The sequence below is a fragment of the Marinococcus halotolerans DSM 16375 genome (assembly GCF_000420725.1).
Classification (GTDB): domain Bacteria; phylum Bacillota; class Bacilli; order Bacillales; family Marinococcaceae; genus Marinococcus; species Marinococcus halotolerans.
The window spans coordinates 40,769-58,157 of sequence record NZ_ATVM01000018.1 but is presented as its reverse complement, the minus strand read 5'-3'; the positions used below and the strand labels follow the sequence as shown (position 1 = coordinate 58,157).

29 protein-coding genes and 1 rRNA gene are annotated in these 17,389 nt (G+C 47.0%); 1 reads left to right on the top strand and 29 read right to left on the bottom strand.

The window, feature by feature from the left end:
• Positions 1 to 215: ribosomal RNA gene (locus tag G548_RS0112555) — 16S ribosomal RNA — on the bottom strand; the annotation flags it as partial.
• A gap of 404 nt (positions 216 to 619) precedes the next feature.
• Here G548_RS0112555 and G548_RS0112550 point away from each other — a divergent pair.
• Positions 620 to 1,477 carry an HAD family hydrolase gene (locus G548_RS0112550; protein WP_022794503.1) on the top strand — a complete coding sequence of 286 codons (858 nt, stop codon included), beginning with the start codon at positions 620 to 622 and terminating at the stop codon, positions 1,475 to 1,477.
• 48 nt (positions 1,478 to 1,525) lie between these two features.
• Here the strand turns inward: G548_RS0112550 and G548_RS0112545 are convergent, their stop codons facing one another.
• The 28 genes from G548_RS0112545 to rplP all read right to left on the bottom strand — a co-directional run bounded on the left by G548_RS0112545 (position 1,526) and on the right by rplP (position 17,388).
• The gene (locus G548_RS0112545) at positions 1,526 to 2,578 is read right to left on the bottom strand and encodes a P-loop NTPase (RefSeq protein WP_022794502.1); all 1,053 of its coding nucleotides are present in this window, start codon (positions 2,576 to 2,578) and stop codon (positions 1,526 to 1,528) included.
• Between the two features lie 192 nt (positions 2,579 to 2,770).
• Entirely contained in the window at positions 2,771 to 3,163 is a 393-nt protein-coding gene (rpsI, locus tag G548_RS0112540; protein ID WP_022794501.1) for a 30S ribosomal protein S9, read from the bottom strand.
• A gap of 20 nt (positions 3,164 to 3,183) precedes the next feature.
• Positions 3,184 to 3,621: a 50S ribosomal protein L13 gene (gene rplM, locus G548_RS0112535; protein ID WP_022794500.1), complete on the bottom strand. Its 438-nt coding sequence runs from the start codon at positions 3,619 to 3,621 to the stop codon at positions 3,184 to 3,186.
• 242 nt (positions 3,622 to 3,863) lie between these two features.
• Positions 3,864 to 4,601 (bottom strand): tRNA pseudouridine(38-40) synthase TruA, encoded by a 738-nt coding sequence (gene truA / locus G548_RS0112530; RefSeq protein WP_022794499.1) that lies wholly within the window; start codon positions 4,599 to 4,601, stop codon positions 3,864 to 3,866.
• A 19-nt stretch (positions 4,602 to 4,620) separates the two neighbouring features.
• Entirely contained in the window at positions 4,621 to 5,418 is a 798-nt protein-coding gene (locus G548_RS0112525) for an energy-coupling factor transporter transmembrane component T family protein (protein WP_022794498.1), read from the bottom strand.
• Positions 5,411 to 6,286, bottom strand: coding sequence for an energy-coupling factor transporter ATPase (locus G548_RS0112520; protein WP_022794497.1), 876 nt, complete (start codon positions 6,284 to 6,286; stop codon positions 5,411 to 5,413). Before G548_RS0112520 ends, G548_RS0112525 begins: the two co-directional genes overlap by 8 nt.
• Positions 6,287 to 6,290: 4 nt before the next feature.
• Positions 6,291 to 7,094 (bottom strand): energy-coupling factor transporter ATPase, encoded by an 804-nt coding sequence (locus tag G548_RS18140; protein WP_022794496.1) that lies wholly within the window; start codon positions 7,092 to 7,094, stop codon positions 6,291 to 6,293.
• 137 nt (positions 7,095 to 7,231) lie between these two features.
• Positions 7,232 to 7,591, bottom strand: a complete 360-nt coding sequence (rplQ, locus tag G548_RS0112510; RefSeq protein ID WP_022794495.1) for a 50S ribosomal protein L17 — start codon at positions 7,589 to 7,591, stop codon at positions 7,232 to 7,234.
• A 36-nt stretch (positions 7,592 to 7,627) separates the two neighbouring features.
• Positions 7,628 to 8,572 carry a DNA-directed RNA polymerase subunit alpha gene (locus G548_RS0112505; protein WP_022794494.1) on the bottom strand — a complete coding sequence of 315 codons (945 nt, stop codon included), beginning with the start codon at positions 8,570 to 8,572 and terminating at the stop codon, positions 7,628 to 7,630.
• 131 nt (positions 8,573 to 8,703) lie between these two features.
• Entirely contained in the window at positions 8,704 to 9,099 is a 396-nt protein-coding gene (gene rpsK / locus G548_RS0112495) for a 30S ribosomal protein S11 (protein ID WP_022794492.1), read from the bottom strand.
• 26 nt (positions 9,100 to 9,125) lie between these two features.
• A complete protein-coding gene (rpsM, locus tag G548_RS0112490) occupies positions 9,126 to 9,494 on the bottom strand; it encodes a 30S ribosomal protein S13 (RefSeq protein WP_022794491.1) in 369 nt (122 codons plus the stop codon).
• Between the two features lie 18 nt (positions 9,495 to 9,512).
• Positions 9,513 to 9,626: a 50S ribosomal protein L36 gene (gene rpmJ, locus G548_RS19030; protein ID WP_084687350.1), complete on the bottom strand. Its 114-nt coding sequence runs from the start codon at positions 9,624 to 9,626 to the stop codon at positions 9,513 to 9,515.
• 70 nt (positions 9,627 to 9,696) lie between these two features.
• Complete coding sequence (gene infA, locus G548_RS0112485; protein WP_022794490.1) at positions 9,697 to 9,915, bottom strand: translation initiation factor IF-1; 219 nt, start codon at positions 9,913 to 9,915, stop codon at positions 9,697 to 9,699.
• Positions 9,916 to 9,918: 3 nt separating this feature from the next.
• Complete coding sequence (locus tag G548_RS0112480; RefSeq protein WP_022794489.1) at positions 9,919 to 10,227, bottom strand: KOW domain-containing RNA-binding protein; 309 nt, start codon at positions 10,225 to 10,227, stop codon at positions 9,919 to 9,921.
• A 251-nt stretch (positions 10,228 to 10,478) separates the two neighbouring features.
• A complete protein-coding gene (locus G548_RS0112475; RefSeq protein WP_022794488.1) occupies positions 10,479 to 11,132 on the bottom strand; it encodes an adenylate kinase in 654 nt (217 codons plus the stop codon).
• Positions 11,133 to 11,202: 70 nt separating this feature from the next.
• Entirely contained in the window at positions 11,203 to 12,495 is a 1,293-nt protein-coding gene (gene secY, locus G548_RS0112470; protein WP_022794487.1) for a preprotein translocase subunit SecY, read from the bottom strand.
• Positions 12,495 to 12,935: a 50S ribosomal protein L15 gene (gene rplO, locus G548_RS0112465; RefSeq protein ID WP_022794486.1), complete on the bottom strand. Its 441-nt coding sequence runs from the start codon at positions 12,933 to 12,935 to the stop codon at positions 12,495 to 12,497. The genes secY and rplO overlap by 1 nt, the downstream gene beginning before the upstream one ends.
• A 35-nt stretch (positions 12,936 to 12,970) precedes the next feature.
• A complete protein-coding gene (gene rpmD, locus G548_RS0112460; RefSeq protein WP_022794485.1) occupies positions 12,971 to 13,156 on the bottom strand; it encodes a 50S ribosomal protein L30 in 186 nt (61 codons plus the stop codon).
• Positions 13,157 to 13,169: 13 nt separating this feature from the next.
• Positions 13,170 to 13,670, bottom strand: coding sequence for a 30S ribosomal protein S5 (gene rpsE / locus G548_RS0112455; protein ID WP_022794484.1), 501 nt, complete (start codon positions 13,668 to 13,670; stop codon positions 13,170 to 13,172).
• A gap of 20 nt (positions 13,671 to 13,690) precedes the next feature.
• A complete protein-coding gene (gene rplR, locus G548_RS0112450) occupies positions 13,691 to 14,050 on the bottom strand; it encodes a 50S ribosomal protein L18 (protein WP_022794483.1) in 360 nt (119 codons plus the stop codon).
• Between the two features lie 45 nt (positions 14,051 to 14,095).
• A complete protein-coding gene (gene rplF, locus G548_RS0112445; protein ID WP_022794482.1) occupies positions 14,096 to 14,632 on the bottom strand; it encodes a 50S ribosomal protein L6 in 537 nt (178 codons plus the stop codon).
• 32 nt (positions 14,633 to 14,664) lie between these two features.
• Positions 14,665 to 15,063 carry a 30S ribosomal protein S8 gene (rpsH, locus tag G548_RS0112440; protein WP_022794481.1) on the bottom strand — a complete coding sequence of 133 codons (399 nt, stop codon included), beginning with the start codon at positions 15,061 to 15,063 and terminating at the stop codon, positions 14,665 to 14,667.
• A gap of 64 nt (positions 15,064 to 15,127) precedes the next feature.
• Complete coding sequence (gene rplE / locus G548_RS0112435) at positions 15,128 to 15,667, bottom strand: 50S ribosomal protein L5 (RefSeq protein ID WP_022794480.1); 540 nt, start codon at positions 15,665 to 15,667, stop codon at positions 15,128 to 15,130.
• 31 nt (positions 15,668 to 15,698) lie between these two features.
• On the bottom strand, positions 15,699 to 16,022 hold the full coding sequence (rplX, locus tag G548_RS0112430) for a 50S ribosomal protein L24 (RefSeq protein WP_022794479.1): 324 nt from the start codon (positions 16,020 to 16,022) through the stop codon (positions 15,699 to 15,701).
• 47 nt (positions 16,023 to 16,069) lie between these two features.
• On the bottom strand, positions 16,070 to 16,438 hold the full coding sequence (rplN, locus tag G548_RS0112425; protein WP_022794478.1) for a 50S ribosomal protein L14: 369 nt from the start codon (positions 16,436 to 16,438) through the stop codon (positions 16,070 to 16,072).
• Between the two features lie 32 nt (positions 16,439 to 16,470).
• Positions 16,471 to 16,737: a 30S ribosomal protein S17 gene (gene rpsQ / locus G548_RS0112420; protein ID WP_022794477.1), complete on the bottom strand. Its 267-nt coding sequence runs from the start codon at positions 16,735 to 16,737 to the stop codon at positions 16,471 to 16,473.
• A 23-nt stretch (positions 16,738 to 16,760) separates the two neighbouring features.
• On the bottom strand, positions 16,761 to 16,964 hold the full coding sequence (rpmC, locus tag G548_RS0112415; protein WP_022794476.1) for a 50S ribosomal protein L29: 204 nt from the start codon (positions 16,962 to 16,964) through the stop codon (positions 16,761 to 16,763).
• Positions 16,954 to 17,388, bottom strand: coding sequence for a 50S ribosomal protein L16 (gene rplP, locus G548_RS0112410; RefSeq protein ID WP_022794475.1), 435 nt, complete (start codon positions 17,386 to 17,388; stop codon positions 16,954 to 16,956). The genes rpmC and rplP overlap by 11 nt, the downstream gene beginning before the upstream one ends.
• Between the last annotated feature and the right edge of the window lies 1 nt (position 17,389).

Sequence of the window (17,389 nt, the reverse complement as noted above, 5' to 3'; positions counted from 1 at the left end):
TGACCTCAGGCGAGGTCAGGGCGTATTGGGCATTAGCCCCGGTTTCCCGGGGTTATTCCCATCAGTCCGGCAGGTTGCCCACGTGTTACTCACCCGTCCGCCGCTCGTTCCACCGGTTTCCTCCCGAAGGAGTCCGCCGGCTTCCCGCGCTCGACTTGCATGTATTAGGCACGCCGCCAGCGTTCGTCCTGAGCCAGGATCAAACTCTCCGTAAAAAGTTTGATGCTGTGGCATCAGTTGATGCCCTAAATTTGATTCTTTTCTTTGGGGCTCTGGCTTGTCTTTCCTTTTCAAAGAACGATCTGCCGCTCAAAGCGACAATTAACATCATACCAAGTAGGTAAATGAAAGTCAACAACTTTTTATGAAATTTATTATTTCCGGTTGTTGTTTTTTCGCCTCTCTCGGAAGCGCATGTATAAATATATCACCGTGGCTCTAAGCGGTCAACAACTTTTTATAATTTCTTTTAAAAAAATGCAGAAATAAATTACCGCATAATTAGCTATTGCTCCCACAGGTCTCTATATAGGCCTTTCCTTTTCATTCTGATTACTAATTACTTTGGATTTTATGCTATTCTAGGGGCAGGTAATGGAAGAAAGGAGAGAATTGACCGTTGGCCGATATCCACTGGAATGATAAAGAGTTATTAATTTTCGACCTGGATGGCACTCTATATGAGGATACTGAACACTTTGATTATTACGCTGAACGGCTCGCAGCTTTTATTGCAGAAAAAGACAGGCCTGCGTTTTTCTCCGAGTACGAAGCTGTTCAAAACGGCGAGCGTGATCTGCAGATAGGTACAGCGTATGATGCAGAGAACGACCGTATTCTCTATCTCGACCCGGTCACCACCCAGCCAGTAAGAGTCGTCAATTGGAGCGGGAAAGAAATGGAACCTTCTGTGTGGGCCGAAGAGTATAAGAACCTTTCTTTTGACTTTGACAAAAAAATAGCTATTGGGGACGGATGGTGGACGCCCCATGCTACTGCCAGACATTTTGGTGTTTCGAAAGAAGAAGCCTATGCCGCTTACGTGGAAACAAAAACATATATGTCGTCCGAAGCTTTCCAGCTTTCCCAGACTCCTTCGCTGCGGTCCGGCCTGCAGTGGCTACAATCTAATGGAAAGCAGATGGTGTTAGTCACCAATAGCGACGATGAAGACGCCGAATCCATTTTACAGCAGTTAAACCTGCATGATCTGCTGCCTCCCTACACCAGGATTACTTCTGCGAACAAGCCGGCAGAAACGAAGGATCATTACGAACAATTACTGGAAGAGTACCGGGTGAGCCCTCAGGAAACGATGGTCATCGGGGATAACTTAATGAATGATGTGATGCCCGGCGTTCTGCTCGGGATTGAAGGCATTCATATCGGCCCTTTAACTGATTCTCCCTCTAAATATATTTATACTGTCCCGTCTCTCCAGCAGCCGATGGAAGAACTCATTCAATACAATAAATAGCAAGAAGCCGCCCGCAGATATCTGCAGGCGGCTTCTGTTTATTGGATGCTACTCGGTCGGTACTTTATTCATAATCGTTGATGCCAATTCATCATAAAGCTCACCGATCGGGTGTTCCGGCTGATAAACAGACGGAGCGAACACACTGTCGTCTTCAAGCGGCTGTCCCAATGGAATGCGGCTGAGAATGCCAACCTTTAACTCGTCAGCCAAACGGTCTGCTCCGCCCTCACCGAAGACATATTCTTTCTCACCGCTCCGGCTTTCATAATAAGCCATGTTTTCAATAATCCCCAACACACGGTGGTTGGTTTTAATAGCCATTGCTCCGGCACGGGCTGCTACAAATGCTGCCGTCGGGTGCGGCGTAGTGACGATAATTTCCTGGCTTTCCGGCAGGGTAGTGTGAACGTCGAGTGCCACATCCCCTGTTCCCGGCGGAAGATCCAACAGCAGGTAATCAAGGTCCCCCCACTCGACTTCATTAAAGAAGTTATTAAGCATCTTTCCGAGCATTGGACCTCTCCAGACTACTGGAGCGTTATCCTCCACAAAGAATCCCATGGAAATGACTTTAACGCCGAAACGCTCTACCGGATAGATCCGCTCATCCTGTACCTTCGGCCGTTCTTCAATGCCCATCATATCCGGTACACTGAACCCGTAAATGTCTGCATCGATAATACCTACTTTTTTTCCGGCACGGGCAAGCGCTACAGCTGTGTTGACTGTAACCGTAGATTTACCGACTCCGCCTTTACCACTTGCAATGGTAATAAACTGAGTTTTGTTATCCTCGGATAAAATTTTCGGTCCTTCTTCCCCTTTTAACCCTCCGGCTTTTTCTACTTCTTCGGGTTCAAGAGTTTCAAAGCGGAGTCCTACTGAGTCGGCACCGGCCTCTTTAATTGTATCCACTACCTGCTGCTGCATCTGCATCTGTTCAGGCGTCCCAGTCTTAGCCAATGCTATTTTCAAACGCACTTTGCTGTCATCTTTCACACTGATACTGCGGATACCGCCGGTTTCAACAATCGGCTTGCCCAGATCAGGGTCTTCTATGGACTGAAGTGCTTCACGCACCTGTTCTTCTGTAATCACATTGCACACCTTCCTTCTCTAGACTATAGCTGTAACTATTGGAAACATTCCTTATCTAGCATACCGTTTTTAAGAAGCAGATTTCAAACGTTTACAACTAAAACCTGCCGTTTTTCTCTACACATAAACAAATCAGGTAAAAAGAAAACTCCCTCTGCTGGATGCAGAAGGAGCTTTGGATGAAGAAATGCATTAACGCTTCGAGAACTGTGGCGCACGACGTGCTGCTTTGAGACCGTATTTTTTACGCTCTTTCATACGTGCGTCACGAGTCAGGTAGCCTTCAGATTTCAGAGTAGGACGGAAATCCGGGTCTACTTTCAGGAGAGCGCGCGCTACTCCGTGACGAATAGCACCAGCCTGGCCGGTGAAGCCGCCGCCTCTTACAGTTACTTTAATGTCATAAGAACCTTCCGTGCCTGTAGCAGCGAGTGGCTGCTTTACAACAAGCTTCAATGTTTCAAGGTTGAAATACTCGTCGAGTTCACGGTCGTTTACAGTGATTTTTCCATCGCCTGGCTCAAGAAAAACTCTAGCCGAGGAGTTTTTCCGACGTCCAGTACCGTAATATTGTACTTGTGCCAAATGTAGTCCCTCCTTTTATTTTAACCGCGCAGTTGCAGTTCTTCTGGTTGTTGTGCCTGGTGATTGTGCTCTGGGCCTTCGTATACAAATAGCTTCTTGCCTTGTTCACGGCCAAGAGTATTTTTCGGAAGCATGCCTTTAATAGCAATTTCGAGCATTTTTTCTGGTTTCTCGCGGCGCATGTCGTCGGCGCGTGTAGATCTCAGTCCACCTGGATAACCGCTGTGACGGTGATAATACTTTTGAGAAAGTTTTTTCCCGGTCAAGTGGATTTTTTCTGCATTAACAATAATCACGTTATCCCCAACGTCGATGTGCGGGGTGTATTGTGGCTTTGTTTTACCGCGAAGGATTGCAGCGACTTCACTGGCAAGACGTCCGAGTGTCTGGCCTTGTGCGTCTACTACGTACCATTTGCGTTTTACGTCGCCTGGCTTAGCCATGTATGTCGTACGCATAGTTGTTTCCCTCCTAAATCAATTCTCTGCCGATTATATCATCGATCACTTGTCTTATTTACGCTCATCATTCCGTATCCCGGGGCAGTGGGACGTGAAATGCCAAATAACATCGTATAATAATAGGGGCAAAATGTCAATGTTAAAACACCAGGAAACGTTGTTTTTTTATAATCAATTTTCTTCGGAGCGGGGGACACTTTCAGCTGACCTTAAACGTTGTTAACGCACGACTTTTCCTGTCAGTAATTCACCTTCCAAAGATACAGCCCGTGGCCGGGAGCTGTGTTGCCTGCAGCTGCCCGCTCTTTCGCTTCAATAATGGCTTTCATTTCTTCAGGGGAGCGGTTTCCCTTCCCTATTTCAAGAAGAGTTCCTACAGCAATACGAATCATGTTATACAAAAAACCTGAGCCACGGAACGTAAACCACAGCTCCTCCCCATCGAGCGTAACGTCGGCTTTGTATACCGAGCGGGTTTTTTCCTTCACGTCGGTGTTGGCTGCGCAAAAGGAGGTAAAGTCGTGCTCCCCTTCAATGTAGCGGACTGCTTTCTGCACAGCCTCAACGTCTGTAGGATATGGATAATAAAAGGCATGATTCCGCCGGAAGACGTCCCGTTCTTTACGCAGCAGCACACAGTACCGGTATTCTTTTTCCACCGCATCAAAGCGTGCGTGAAAATCTTCATCGGCATACGCGGAGTGCCAGACATGGATATCTTTGGGCAGAAAGGATTCGAGGGCCTTGCCCCATTTGTGCTCGGGCAGGCGCAGCGGAGAATCGAAATGAAAGACCTGGCCTTTTGCATGCACGCCGGAATCTGTCCTTCCTGAAGCATGAATGGGCACATGAACCCCTTTATGCATTTTCTGGAGCGCTTCCTCGATTTCTCTCTGGACGGTCCGGCGTCCCGGCTGTACCTGCCAGCCTTCAAAAAACGTACCATCATACGCCACTGTTGCTTTCACTCTCGGCATTAGGCTCTCCTCCTTTCGTTTACTGGCGTAAAAACAATAAAACAACTCCAAACGCCGCAATCAGAACACAGCATAAAGTATCTCTCCAGCCCCACACGAGCAGACGAAGCTTGGTCCGCCCTTCTCCCCCGTTATAGCCGCGGGCCTCCATAGCATAGGCCAGGTCTTCCGCACGCCGGAAGGCCCGTACAAATAACGGAACCAGCAGGGAGACAAACGCCTGCATTCTGTCCCGCATAGAACCCTTGTTAAAATCAGCGCCACGGGCCGTCTGGGCTTTAATAATTTTTTCTGTTTCCTGCAGCAGTGTCGGAATAAACCGGATCGCAATCGACATCATCATCGCTACGTCGTAGGCAGGAAACTTGAAGCGCTCGAGCGGCGAAAACATCTGCTCCAGGGCATCTGTAAGGTCAATCGGACTCGTGGTCAGCGTTAAGAGCGATGTAAAGTATACGAGCAGCAGCAGACGAAGGGAAATAAAAAGCCCCTGGCGGATACCTTCTTCATAAAACGAAAACATACCGACCGAAAAAAGGATATCTCCTTCTCTTGTGAAAAAAGCGTGCAGAAAAAATGTTAATATCACTAAAATAAATACCGGAAACATGCCTTTGCGGATATACCGGAACGGGACCCCGGAAAGAAAATAAATGGCTATTGCCACCGCTCCGAAAAGCGCGTACCCATTCCAGCTGTTCACCAGAAAAATTACAATGATTAAAAATAATACGGCAGCAATTTTTGCCCGGGGGTCCATATGATGAAGAAAGGAACGGCCCGGCAAGTACTGGCCGATTATGACATTTTCAAACATACGGCACCTCCCCGTTCTGAACCGCCTGCTCCCAGTAGTCGGCAGCTTCTTCCGGAGAAAGCTTATAATGCGGGAAGCGGATGCCACTGTCCCTCTCAATCTGCTGGAGCACCTGTACCTGCTCGGGGATATCCAAATCCATTTCCCGAAGCTTTTCCCGTTGGGCATAAATGGCTTCCGGCTCTCCCTGCATTTTGATCTCTGCATCCTCCATCACATACATATACTCAGCAAATGCGGCTGCTTCCTCCATTTGATGCGTAATCATAATCGTAGTCGGCTGATACGTACGCTGCCAGTTCATAAATAACTCCAGAATTTCTTTTTGGCCCTGGGGATCGAGCCCGGCGGTCGGTTCGTCCAGGATAAGAATATCCGGGTTGGTGGCAAGCACCCCAGCTATTGCTACCCGGCGCATCTGTCCTCCGCTCAGCTCGAACGGCGAGCGCTTTAGAAGTGTCTCAGTGAGACCCACCTGCTGCAGCAATTCCGGAAGCTTTTTTTGTATTTCTGCTACATCCATTCCTTTGTTTTTCGGTCCAAATAATAAATCTTTTTCAACAGTTTCCTCAAACAGCTGGTGCTCGGGATACTGAAACACCATCCCTACATGGCTCCGCACCGTTTTGACCATTTTTCTTTTTGTCCTGGCTTCCAGCTGGTGCTCCCCTACCGTTACCACGCCGGAGGAAGGCTTCAGCAGGCCGTTGATATGCTGTACAAGTGTCGATTTCCCGGACCCGGTACGCCCAATGACAGCCGTCACGGAAGAAGAACGGAAGGAGGCATCTATGTTTTTGAGTGCCAATGTTTCAAACGGAGTTTTTTTCATGTACACATGGCTTACGTTTTGAAAATTCACTTCCATGCCGCTACTCTCCTTCAACCATGGTACGGAGCGCTCGTATATCGATCCTCCGCTTCTTTGCTTCCCGGTAAAGCTGATATTTATACGGAAGAGGCATCCCTTCTGCCTCCATCCACTCCAGCTGATCAGGAATGCTCGCTGTGGTTACATCTTTTTCGATTCTTCCTGCTTTCATGAACCAGATACGGTCGGACATAAAGGCTTCTTCAAGATAATGCGTAATCGATACAATTGTAATGCCCGATTCACGGCACAGCCGGTTCATTGTTTCCAAAATTTCTTTCCTGCCGTTCGGATCAAGCATCGAGGTCGATTCATCAAACACCATCACCTGGGGACGCAAAGCAAGAATTCCGGCTATCGCCGCCCGCTGCTTCTGGCCACCGGACAGGCGGTGCGGCTCCATATGTAAAATATGCTCGATGTTTACCCAGCGGCTGACTTCATCAATACGTTCAAGCATTACCTCACGCGGAATTCCGGCGTTTTCCATTCCAAAAGCAATGTCATCACGCACTGTCGGTGCCACAAACTGATGCTCCGGGTTTTGGAAAACCATGCCCACTTCCCGCCGGATCATCTGCAGGGACGCCTCGTCCGTTGTTTTTTTACCCAGCACAAGAACGGATCCTCCGGTTGGCTGGGACAGGCCGTTAAAGAGACGGGAGAGTGTCGATTTTCCCGAACCGTTGGCTCCTATAATCGAAAGCCATTCCCCCTGATGGATCTTTTTATTTAACCCTTTCAATACCTTCTCGTTGCTCTCCTCATATTGATATTCAAGATCCCGGAGTTCAATAATCGCCATGCCCACTCCCCTCCCTTTAATGTTCGATTTTTGCATAGAAAAAAAGCAAGACGCAGTCTTTACAGACATCGTCCTGCCTCTTTTACATGTAACCTTCATTTGCAAATGAAAGAAATGTATAAACGAGGACTTCCCGTTTATACAAGTTCGATGATAGCCATTTCAGCAGCGTCCCCACGGCGCGGTCCGAGTTTCAGTACGCGCGTGTATCCGCCCTGGCGGTCTTCGTAACGAGGACCGATTTCAGAGAACAGCTTCTGAACAGCATCCTGGCCTTCTTCATTAGCTGTTTCTTTGCGAACAAATGCAGCTGCCTGACGGCGTGCGTGCAAGTCTCCACGTTTTCCAAGAGTAATAATTTTTTCTGCGATCGGCTGTACTTCCTTCGCTTTTGCGTGAGTTGTTTCAATCCGGCCATTAATAATAAGGTCGGTAGTCAAATCACGAAAGAGTGCTTTTCTTGCCGATGTGTCGCGTCCAAGCTTTGAGTATGGCATTACAATTCCCTCCTTTGGTCAAACAAATATTTATGATTAGTCCTCTTCGCGCAATCCGAGGCCGAGTTCACCGAGCTTTTCCTGAACTTCTTCGAGCGATTTGCGTCCGAGGTTGCGGACTTTCATCATATCTTCTTCTGACTTCTGCGTCAGCTCCTGCACAGTATTGATGCCTGCGCGTTTCAGGCAGTTATAAGAACGGACCGAAAGATCAAGCTCTTCAATTGTCATTTCAAGCACTTTTTCTTTTTGGTCTTCTTCTTTTTCCACCATAATTTCCGCATTCTGTGCCTGGTCGGTCAGGCCGATAAAGATATTCAAGTGCTCATTCATGATTTTCGCACCAAGGGATACTGCCTCTTCGGGACGGATGCTTCCGTCTGTCCAGACATCCAACGTTAACTTATCATAGTTGGTAATCTGTCCGACGCGGGTATTTTCCACCTGGTAATTTACACGCTCGACCGGCGTATAAATAGAATCAATGGGAATGACACCGATTGGAAGGTCGTCGCTGTTGTTTCCTTCAGCCGGGACATAGCCGCGTCCGCGATGAGCGGTAAGACGCATATGCAGGTTGGCGTTTTTTGATAGAGTGGCGATGTGAAGATCCGGATTCAGGATTTCTACGTCGCTGTCGTGCGTGATGTCCCGAGCAGAGATTGTACCTTCTCCCTGCACATCAACCTCAAGCACTTTTTCATCATCAGAGTACACCTTCAAAGCGAGCTTTTTCAAATTCAAAATAATGGTCGTTACGTCTTCAAGCACGCCTTCAATCGTAGAAAACTCGTGAAGAACCCCATCGATTTGAACCGTAGAGACCGCTGCTCCCGGTAACGAGGATAAAAGAATACGACGCAGGGAATTCCCCAGGGTAGTACCATAACCACGTTCCAATGGTTCAACAACAAATTTGCCAAACTTGGCATCTTCGCTCACTTCGACCGCTTCAATGTTAGGCTTTTCAATTTCGATCATTTGTTTGCGTACCCTCCTTCAAACGTCGTACATCCGGCAGCCGGTGCCGGAAAATAAGGAAAGCAGGAAAGCAGGATGCATAAGCACACCTTCCAGCCTGTCTCCTTTGCAATAGTCATGTTCGCTTTCAGTTATGCACGTGGACGTTTTGGCGGGCGGCACCCGTTATGAGGTACTGGCGTAACATCACGAATAACCGTAACTTCTACACCGGTTGCCTGAAGGGAACGAATTGCAGCTTCACGTCCAGCACCTGGACCTTTCACTGTAACTTCTACGCTTTTCAATCCGTGTTCCATTGCAGCTTTTGTTGCTGTTTCTGCAGTCATTTGAGCTGCGAACGGAGTGGATTTACGGGAACCTTTGAAACCAAGCACTCCAGCGCTTGCCCATGCAAGTGTGTTCCCCTGCACGTCCGTAATGTTTACAATCGTGTTGTTAAACGTCGAGCGGATATGAGCCACACCCGACTCTATATTCTTGCGCTGACGGCGTTTACGTGGTGCGTTCGACTTTGCTTTTGCCATAATAGGTAACCTCCTTTATAAATAAATTATTTACGTTTGTTTGCTACTGTACGACGCGGACCTTTACGGGTACGGGAATTGTTCTTCGTGTTTTGTCCGCGAAGCGGCAGTCCACGACGATGACGGATCCCACGATAGCTTCCGATCTCCATCAAGCGTTTGATGTCGAGGGAAGTTTCACGGCGAAGATCCCCTTCTACCGTATGGTTGTTATCAATAGCCGTACGGATACGGGCCAGCTCGTCTTCTGTTAAATCACGCACACGGGTGTTCTGGTCAACGTCAGCTTCGTTCAGAACCTGAACTGCAAGCGATTTGCCGATGCCGTATACGTAAGTGAGTGAAATAGCAATACGCTTATCACGCGGAATATCTACTCCTGCAACACGTGCCATGCGGGCACCTCCTTTTTATTATCCTTGTCTTTGTTTATGCTTCGGGTTCGAGCAAATTACCATTACCGAACCTTTACGGCGAATAACTTTACAATTGTCACAAATCTTTTTAACGGAAGCTCTTACTTTCATTTTCCATTTACCTCCTTCACTGCATGTAAGCCATGCATTGGTAAGAGTGCTCAAGAATGAACTTGCGGGTCTATTTGTAGCGGTACGTAATACGTCCGCGGGAAAGGTCGTATGGTGAAATTTCAACAGTTACTTTATCACCAGGAAGAATCCGGATAAAGTGCATACGGATCTTACCGGAAACATGCGCTAAAATTTTGTGTCCATTTTCAAGCTCAACACGAAACATAGCGTTTGGAAGAGGCTCAACCACCGTGCCTTCCATTTCAATAACATCATCTTTAGCCATGAATTAATTCTCCTTTTCAAATAAGGCTTCTTGTTCAAAAAAGGTGTAAAGAGCGTGCCGGATTTTCGCGTTAGTCACTCGGCCGGTTTCTATTAAACTCGACTGTACTTCCGGCGAAATATACGAAAGCAATTCTACGTGGGACGTGTTTTTCTTCTTTCCCCGATCGAACTTTCGTCTTTCCCCGTCCGCCAGCATTAGAAACTTATCATCCAGCACATCAATTACTACCGCGTACTGACCAGCTTCGCGCCCCCGGGTCACTCGAACGATTTGTCCCAGATCGGGTCGCCTTGACTCCGAATCTTTCATGCATGCATCCTCTTTTCCTTAGGCTTCGTTAGGATTTAGCAACCTGAAACCGTAATAAACGGCCTGGGTTGTCCAACCATCGGAGAGGGTGTATACGTGTTTGCTCTAGGCAAATTCAGTGTACCCCTAAAATGATGGTATTGCATCATGTTCCCGGATCGCATCCGATGGGCTCCACGTTACTTATGAAACGCTTCTGCCACATCGCACTTCCCGTATTATAACGAGATTCCGACCCGTTTTACAAACAATCATGCACGAAGGTCTTTCAAGAGTGCTTCAATGTCATGAAATACTTTATCTATATCCTGATCTCCATCGATGTTGCGGAGATATCCTTTTTCTTCATAGAAATCAATCAGCGGCTGCTGCTGTTCAATGTTTACTTCCAAACGGCGCTTAACCGTTTCCGGTTTATCATCATCGCGCTGAACGAGTTCACTTCCGTCTACATCATCAATACCTTCCTGCTTCGGCGGATTGTAAATCACGTGATACGTTCTGCCTGAAGAAGGTGAAACGCGACGGCCGGTAAGACGTTCTTCAAGTTTTTCTTTTGGAACATCGATGTTCAGTACGTAATCGAGCTGCCTGCCCATATCTGCCAGCATTTTCTCCAGTGCCCCGGCCTGTGCCGGAGTTCTAGGAAAACCATCGAGCAAAAATCCGTTTCGGCAGTCTTCTTTCTGCAAACGTTCTTCAACAATACCGTTTGTGACTTCGTCTGGAACTAAATCACCAGCATCCATGTAAGACTTTGCCTGTCTGCCAAGCTCTGTCTCTTCTTTAATGGCTGTGCGGAACATATCCCCAGTAGAAATGTGGGGAATATTGTATTCTTCACTAATTGTTGCAGCCTGCGTGCCTTTTCCAGCACCCGGCAGCCCCATCAATATCAGATTCACGCTATCTCCTCCAACGACTATTTTACCCGAAGGGAAGCGGCATAGGCGAGCTTCGTCTTCGAGGCCAATTCTATTTAATGAAACCGCGATAGTTCCGTTTAACTAACTGGCTTTCTACTTGCTTCATCGTTTCCAAAGCAACCCCTACAACGATTAGAAGGCCTGTACCGCCAATTTGAATCGACTGTGGGAGACCCATCTGTGTGATGAAAAAGACTGGAATGATGGCAACCACGGTTAAAAACAGGGCTCCGACGAATGTAAGCCTGTAGAGCGTCCGCCGGATGTACTTTTCAGTAGCAAACCCTGGGCGTATGCCGGGAATATAGCCACCCTGCTTTTTCAGGTTCTCCGTCATTTGTTCGGGATTCACCTGAACAAAGGCATAAAAGTACGTAAACGCAATGATTAAAGCTGCATATACGACCATTCCTATAGGCTGCGTATAATCAAAGTTATTTACAATCCAGTTGGCAATCGCATTCTCTTCCCCAATAAAGCTCGCTGCTGTTGGCGGAAAAATAAATAACGCCAAAGCAAAAATTACCGGGATAACCCCTGCAGCGTTTACTTTTAAAGGAAGGTGTGTCGACTGGCCGCCAACCGGGCTCCGTCCCACAGTTCGTTTTGCGTATTGAATAGGAATTTTGCGCAGCGCCTGCTGTACAAAAATGACGCCTACAATAATAGCAAGAACTGCTACTGCCAGAAGCGCTATAGTGATAATGCCTATATATAACTCTCCGCCAGCATCCTGGATCTGCGTCGCATAAATTTGGTTGATTCCATTAGGAATACCCGCCGCAATACCGGCAAAGATCAGGATAGAGATACCGTTCCCCACACCTTTTGCAGTGATTTGCTCACCAAGCCACATTAAAAAAGCCGTGCCGGCTGTCATTATCAACGCAATAAATATATATTTTGCAGCATTTGGGTCCGGAATAAGCCCTGGAAAATAGTTGTTAAACCCAACAGACATTCCAAGTCCCTGAACAAATGCAAGAACAACAGTGAAATAACGGGTGAACTGATTCAGCTTCCGTCTTCCTGCTTCCCCCTGCTTTGCCCATTCCGAAAATTTAGGCACAACATCCATACGAAGCAATTGTACCACAATTGAAGCGGTAATGTATGGCATGACGCCCATCGCAAATATGGAATACTGCGACAGCGCCCCGCCTCCAAACGTGTTCAAAAAGCCAAATGCACTTGCTTCATCAGAGAAATTTAGCACCTGGCGGTTTGTTCCAGGCACCGGAATAAAACTTCCGATCCGAAATATAATCAACATGACTAAGGTGAACAACACCTTGTTTCGAATGTCACTCACACGAAACATGTTGATAATCGTGCGGAACATTAGACCACCTCGGTTTTTCCGCCTGCTGCCTCAATTGCTTGCACTGCTGAAGCAGAGAACTTGTTCGCGTGCACTTGAAGCTCTTTCTCCAACTTGCCGTTGCCTAAAATTTTCACGCCATCTTTGTACTTGCTGATTACGCCTTTTTCAAGCAACGCTTCTGGAGTTACTGTTGTACCATTGTCGAAGCTGTTGAGCGTTTCCACATTAACAATAGCGTATTCTTTACGATTAATATTCGTAAAGCCGCGTTTTGGCAAACGCTTGAAGATAGGGTTCTGCCCACCTTCAAAACCTGGACGTACACCACCGCCGGAACGGGCGTTCTGCCCTTTTTGTCCGCGGCCGGAAGTTTTGCCGTTGCCAGAAGCTGGCCCGCGGCCTACACGGTTACGCTGTTTGTTTTTGCCTTTTGCAGGCTGAAGTTCGTGGAGTTTCATGTTGCCACCTCCCTGTCATTTAGGAATGAGATTTATTAGTTCAGTTCTTTTACCGTCAGCAGGTGAGCTACTTTGTTCACCATACCGCGGATTGCAGGATTGTCTTCTTTTACTACCGTACGGTTGATTTTATGCAAACCAAGTGTACGGACTGTAACACGTTGTTCTTCCGGGCGCCCGATCATGCTGCGGGTAAGGGTGATTTCCAATTGTTTGGCCATTTGCTTTCCCCCCTTATCCTAACAATTCTTCGACGCTCTTACCACGCAATTTAGCTACTTCTTCAGCTGTTTTCAAAGAAGTTAATCCGTTGATAGTAGCGCGAACCATGTTAATAGGATTGTTGGAACCAAGAGATTTCGACAGAATGTCCTGTACGCCGCCAAGCTCTAAGATGGCACGTACCGGTCCTCCAGCGATTACTCCAGTACCTTCAGATGCAGGCTTCAATAGAACGTTGCCTGCGCCAAAGTGACCAGTGATTTCGTGTGGAATAGTTGTTCCTACGATCGGAATCTGTACAAGGTCCTTTTTAGCGTTTTCTACCGCTTTACGGATTGCTTCTGGTACTTCAATAGCTTTTCCCTGGCCAAAGCCGACGTGGCCGTTACGGTCTCCAACTACTACGAGTGCTGCAAAGCGGAAGTTACGTCCACCTTTCACAACTTTTGCGACACGGTTGATGGTTACAACACGTTCTTCAAGTTCCAGTTTATTCGGATCAATACTTTGCATTCTTGTCCCTCCCTTGCTTTTTAGAATTTTAGTCCGTTCTCGCGGGCTGCTTCAGCGAGTTCTTGAACACGGCCGTGATAAACAAATCCACCCCGGTCAAAAACGACTGTGTCATAGCCTTTTTCTGTAGCACGCTTGGCGAGAGTTTCCCCGATTTTACGGGCTGCCTCTTTATTGCCGCCGTTTTCGATTCCGGAATCCTTTTCCATTGTCGATGCTGCTGCCAGAGTTACTCCTGCTTCGTCGTCAATCAGCTGCGCATAGATATGCTTTGCAGAACGGAAAACGTTCAGACGAGGACGTTCTGGTGTGCCGCTGATTTTACGGCGGATACTCATATGGCGTTTCTTGCGTTTTTCATAGCTTGTTGCTTGAGCCATCGTACAGTTCCTCCTTTCGTGCTTGTTGCGATGTTAATTAATCGATTATTTACCCGTTTTACCTTCTTTGCGGCGAACTTCTTCACCTTCGTAGCGGATTCCTTTGCCTTTGTAAGGTTCAGGAAGACGTACAGAGCGAATGTTGGAAGCTACTGCACCAACGCGTTCTTTATCAATACCGCGGACTGTCACTTTCGTGTTAGAAGGTACTTCAATGTCGATTCCTTCCTCGGAAACGAATTCTACCGGGTGGGAGTAACCAACGTTTAACACTAACTTCTCACCAGTCTTCTGCGCACGATAACCTACGCCGACGAGCTCGAGGTTCTTTTCGTACCCTTTTGTTACGCCTTCTACCATGTTGTTTACAAGGCTTCGGGTCGTACCATGAAGCGAGCGGTACGTTTTATTGTCAGAAGGGCGTTCAAAAGTCACTTCCGACTCTCCAATATTCACAGTAATAGCCGGGTGAAGTTCACGGCTCAATTCACCTTTTGGTCCTTTAACTGTAACTGTATTTCCGTCTTTAGCGATTGTGACGCCTTCTGGAATTTCGATTGGTTTCAGGCCAATACGAGACATATTGCACACCTCCGTTCTTTATAACGATTTTATTACCAAACGTATGCGAGTACTTCGCCGCCAACGTTTTGTTTTCTTGCTTCTTTATCAGACATAACACCTTTGGATGTAGAAATTACTGCGATACCAAGTCCGCCCAGCACTTTAGGAACCTCGTTGGATCCTGCATAAACACGGAGACCTGGTTTACTGATTCTTTTGATACCGGAAATAACTTTTTTGTTTTCCGTACCTGCTTTCAAGAATAAGCGAATCATTCCCTGTTTTTTATCATCAACATATTCAACATCGCGGATGAAACCTTCCAGCTTGAGGATTTCAGCGATTTCTTTTTTCAGGTTCGATGCAGGAAATTCTACTTTCTCGTGGTTCACCATGTTTGCGTTGCGGATACGAGTAAGCATATCAGCAATCGGATCTGTCATGACCATTTGAATACCTCCCTCCCAGTTACGGGGTCGTGCGCCGGCGCCTGCCGGCGTTTACGTGAATAATTTATTTTTGAAACGGCATGCCCATTTGATCGAGCAGTTCGTAAGATTCTTCGTCAGTAGAAGCAGTAGTAACGATAACAATGTCCATTCCGCGAACTTTTTCTACCTGATCGTAGGAAATTTCCGGGAAGATCAATTGTTCACGCACACCGAGTGTGTAGTTGCCACGGCCGTCAAATGCTTTATTCGACACCCCGCGGAAGTCACGGACACGTGGAAGCGTGACGTGGATTAATTTCTCCAGGAAGTCATACATACGTGCTCCGCGCAAAGTTACCTTTGCACCGATTGGCATACCTTCACGAAGTTTAAATCCTGCAATAGAACGTTTTGCTTTTGTAATCAAAGGCTTCTGCCCACTGATTGCCTCCAGCTCTTCTACTGCTTTATCCAATGAGCGAGGGTTTTGTACTGCTTCCCCGACACCCATGTTAATAACAATTTTATCAACCTTCGGTACTCCCATTACGGAAGAGTAGTCGAATTTCTCGTGCAGACTCGGTACGATTGATGTTTGATACTTTTCTTTTAAAGCGTTCATTCGTGTGACCTCCTCTCGTCCTTTGTCTTACTTAGTTCAGGGCTTCACCTGATTTTTTGGCGACACGTACTTTTTTGCCGTTCTCCACCTTGTGACCAACACGGGTCGGTTCGCCGGATTTCGGATCAAGCGGCATAACGTTTGATACGTGAATGGCAGCTTCTTGATTTAAGATACCGCCTTGTGGGTTTTCCTGGGAAGGCTTCGCATGCTTTTTCACGATGTTAACACCTTCGACGATTATACGTTCCTCTGCAGGCATTGCTTTAAGGATAACGCCTTCTTTGCCTTTATCCTTGCCGCTGATTACTTTTACTTTTTCACCCTGTTTAACATGAAGCTTATTTTGGGCCATTTTCGCACCTCCTTAACGGGACATCATGACTTCGCATGATATTTGTATTACAGAACTTCCGGTGCAAGGGAGATAATTTTCATATACTGCTCATCACGAAGCTCTCTTGCTACTGGGCCAAAGATACGTGTTCCACGTGGTCCTTTGTCCGTACGTACGATTACAGCTGCGTTTTCGTCAAAGCGAATGTAAGAACCGTCTGGACGGCGGACGCCGCTGCGGGAACGTACAATAACTGCCTGAACAATCTCGCCTTTTTTGACAACGCCCCCTGGTGTTGCTTGTTTGACAGTGCATGTAATCATATCACCGATATTAGCAGTTTTACGGCCGGAACCGCCTAAAACTTTTATACACTGTACTTCGCGGGCACCAGAGTTATCCGCTACTCTTAAGCGTGATTCTTGTTGGATCATAGGTCACGGTACCTCCTTTCTTTAAAAACGATTTAAAGAATAACTGATTCTTCTATTACTTTCACGAGACGAAAACGCTTGTCTTTCGACAGCGGGCGGGTTTCCATGATCTGGACGATGTCGCCAACTTTTGCAACATTTTCTTCATCGTGAGCTTTAAACTTTTTGGAGTCTCTGACACGTTTGCCGTACAACGGGTCTTTTTTATACGTTTCAACAACAACGGCAATCGTTTTATCCATTTTGTCGGATGTCACGCGGCCGCTATAAACCTTACGGTTGTTACGTTCTTCAGCCATATTGGTTTAACCTCCTTTTCCTTTTAGCCTTTGTTCATCCCGAGTTCACGTTCACGCAACACGGTTTTGGCACGTGCAATATCTTTTCTTACAGTACGGATGCGGGCGGGATTTTCCAACTGACCGGTCGCTAATTGAAAACGAAGGTTAAAAAGTTCTTCTTTCAGGCTTTTTGTTTGATCTTCGATTTCAGCTGTGGTTAGATCTCTCAATTCATTAGCTCTCATTTGCCTCACCACCCACTTCTTCGCGTTTCACAAATTTCGTTTTAATCGGTAACTTGTGAGCTGCAAGTCTCAACGCCTCACGGGCAATTTCTTCGTTAACCCCGGCAATTTCAAACATGATTTTTCCTGGTTTCACAACTGCTACCCAGCCTTCAGGAGAACCTTTACCGGAACCCATGCGGACTTCGAGGGGCTTCGCTGTATATGGCTTGTCCGGGAAGATTTTGATCCAGACTTTACCGCCACGTTTCATATAACGAGTCATAGCGATACGTGCTGATTCGATCTGACGGTTCGTGATCCAGGAAGCTTCTACTGCCTGCAGCCCGTACTCGCCAAAAGTGATTTCTTTGCCGCCTTTTGCACGGCCTCTCATTTTGCCACGGTGTTCGCGACGATACTTTACGCGTTTTGGCAATAACATA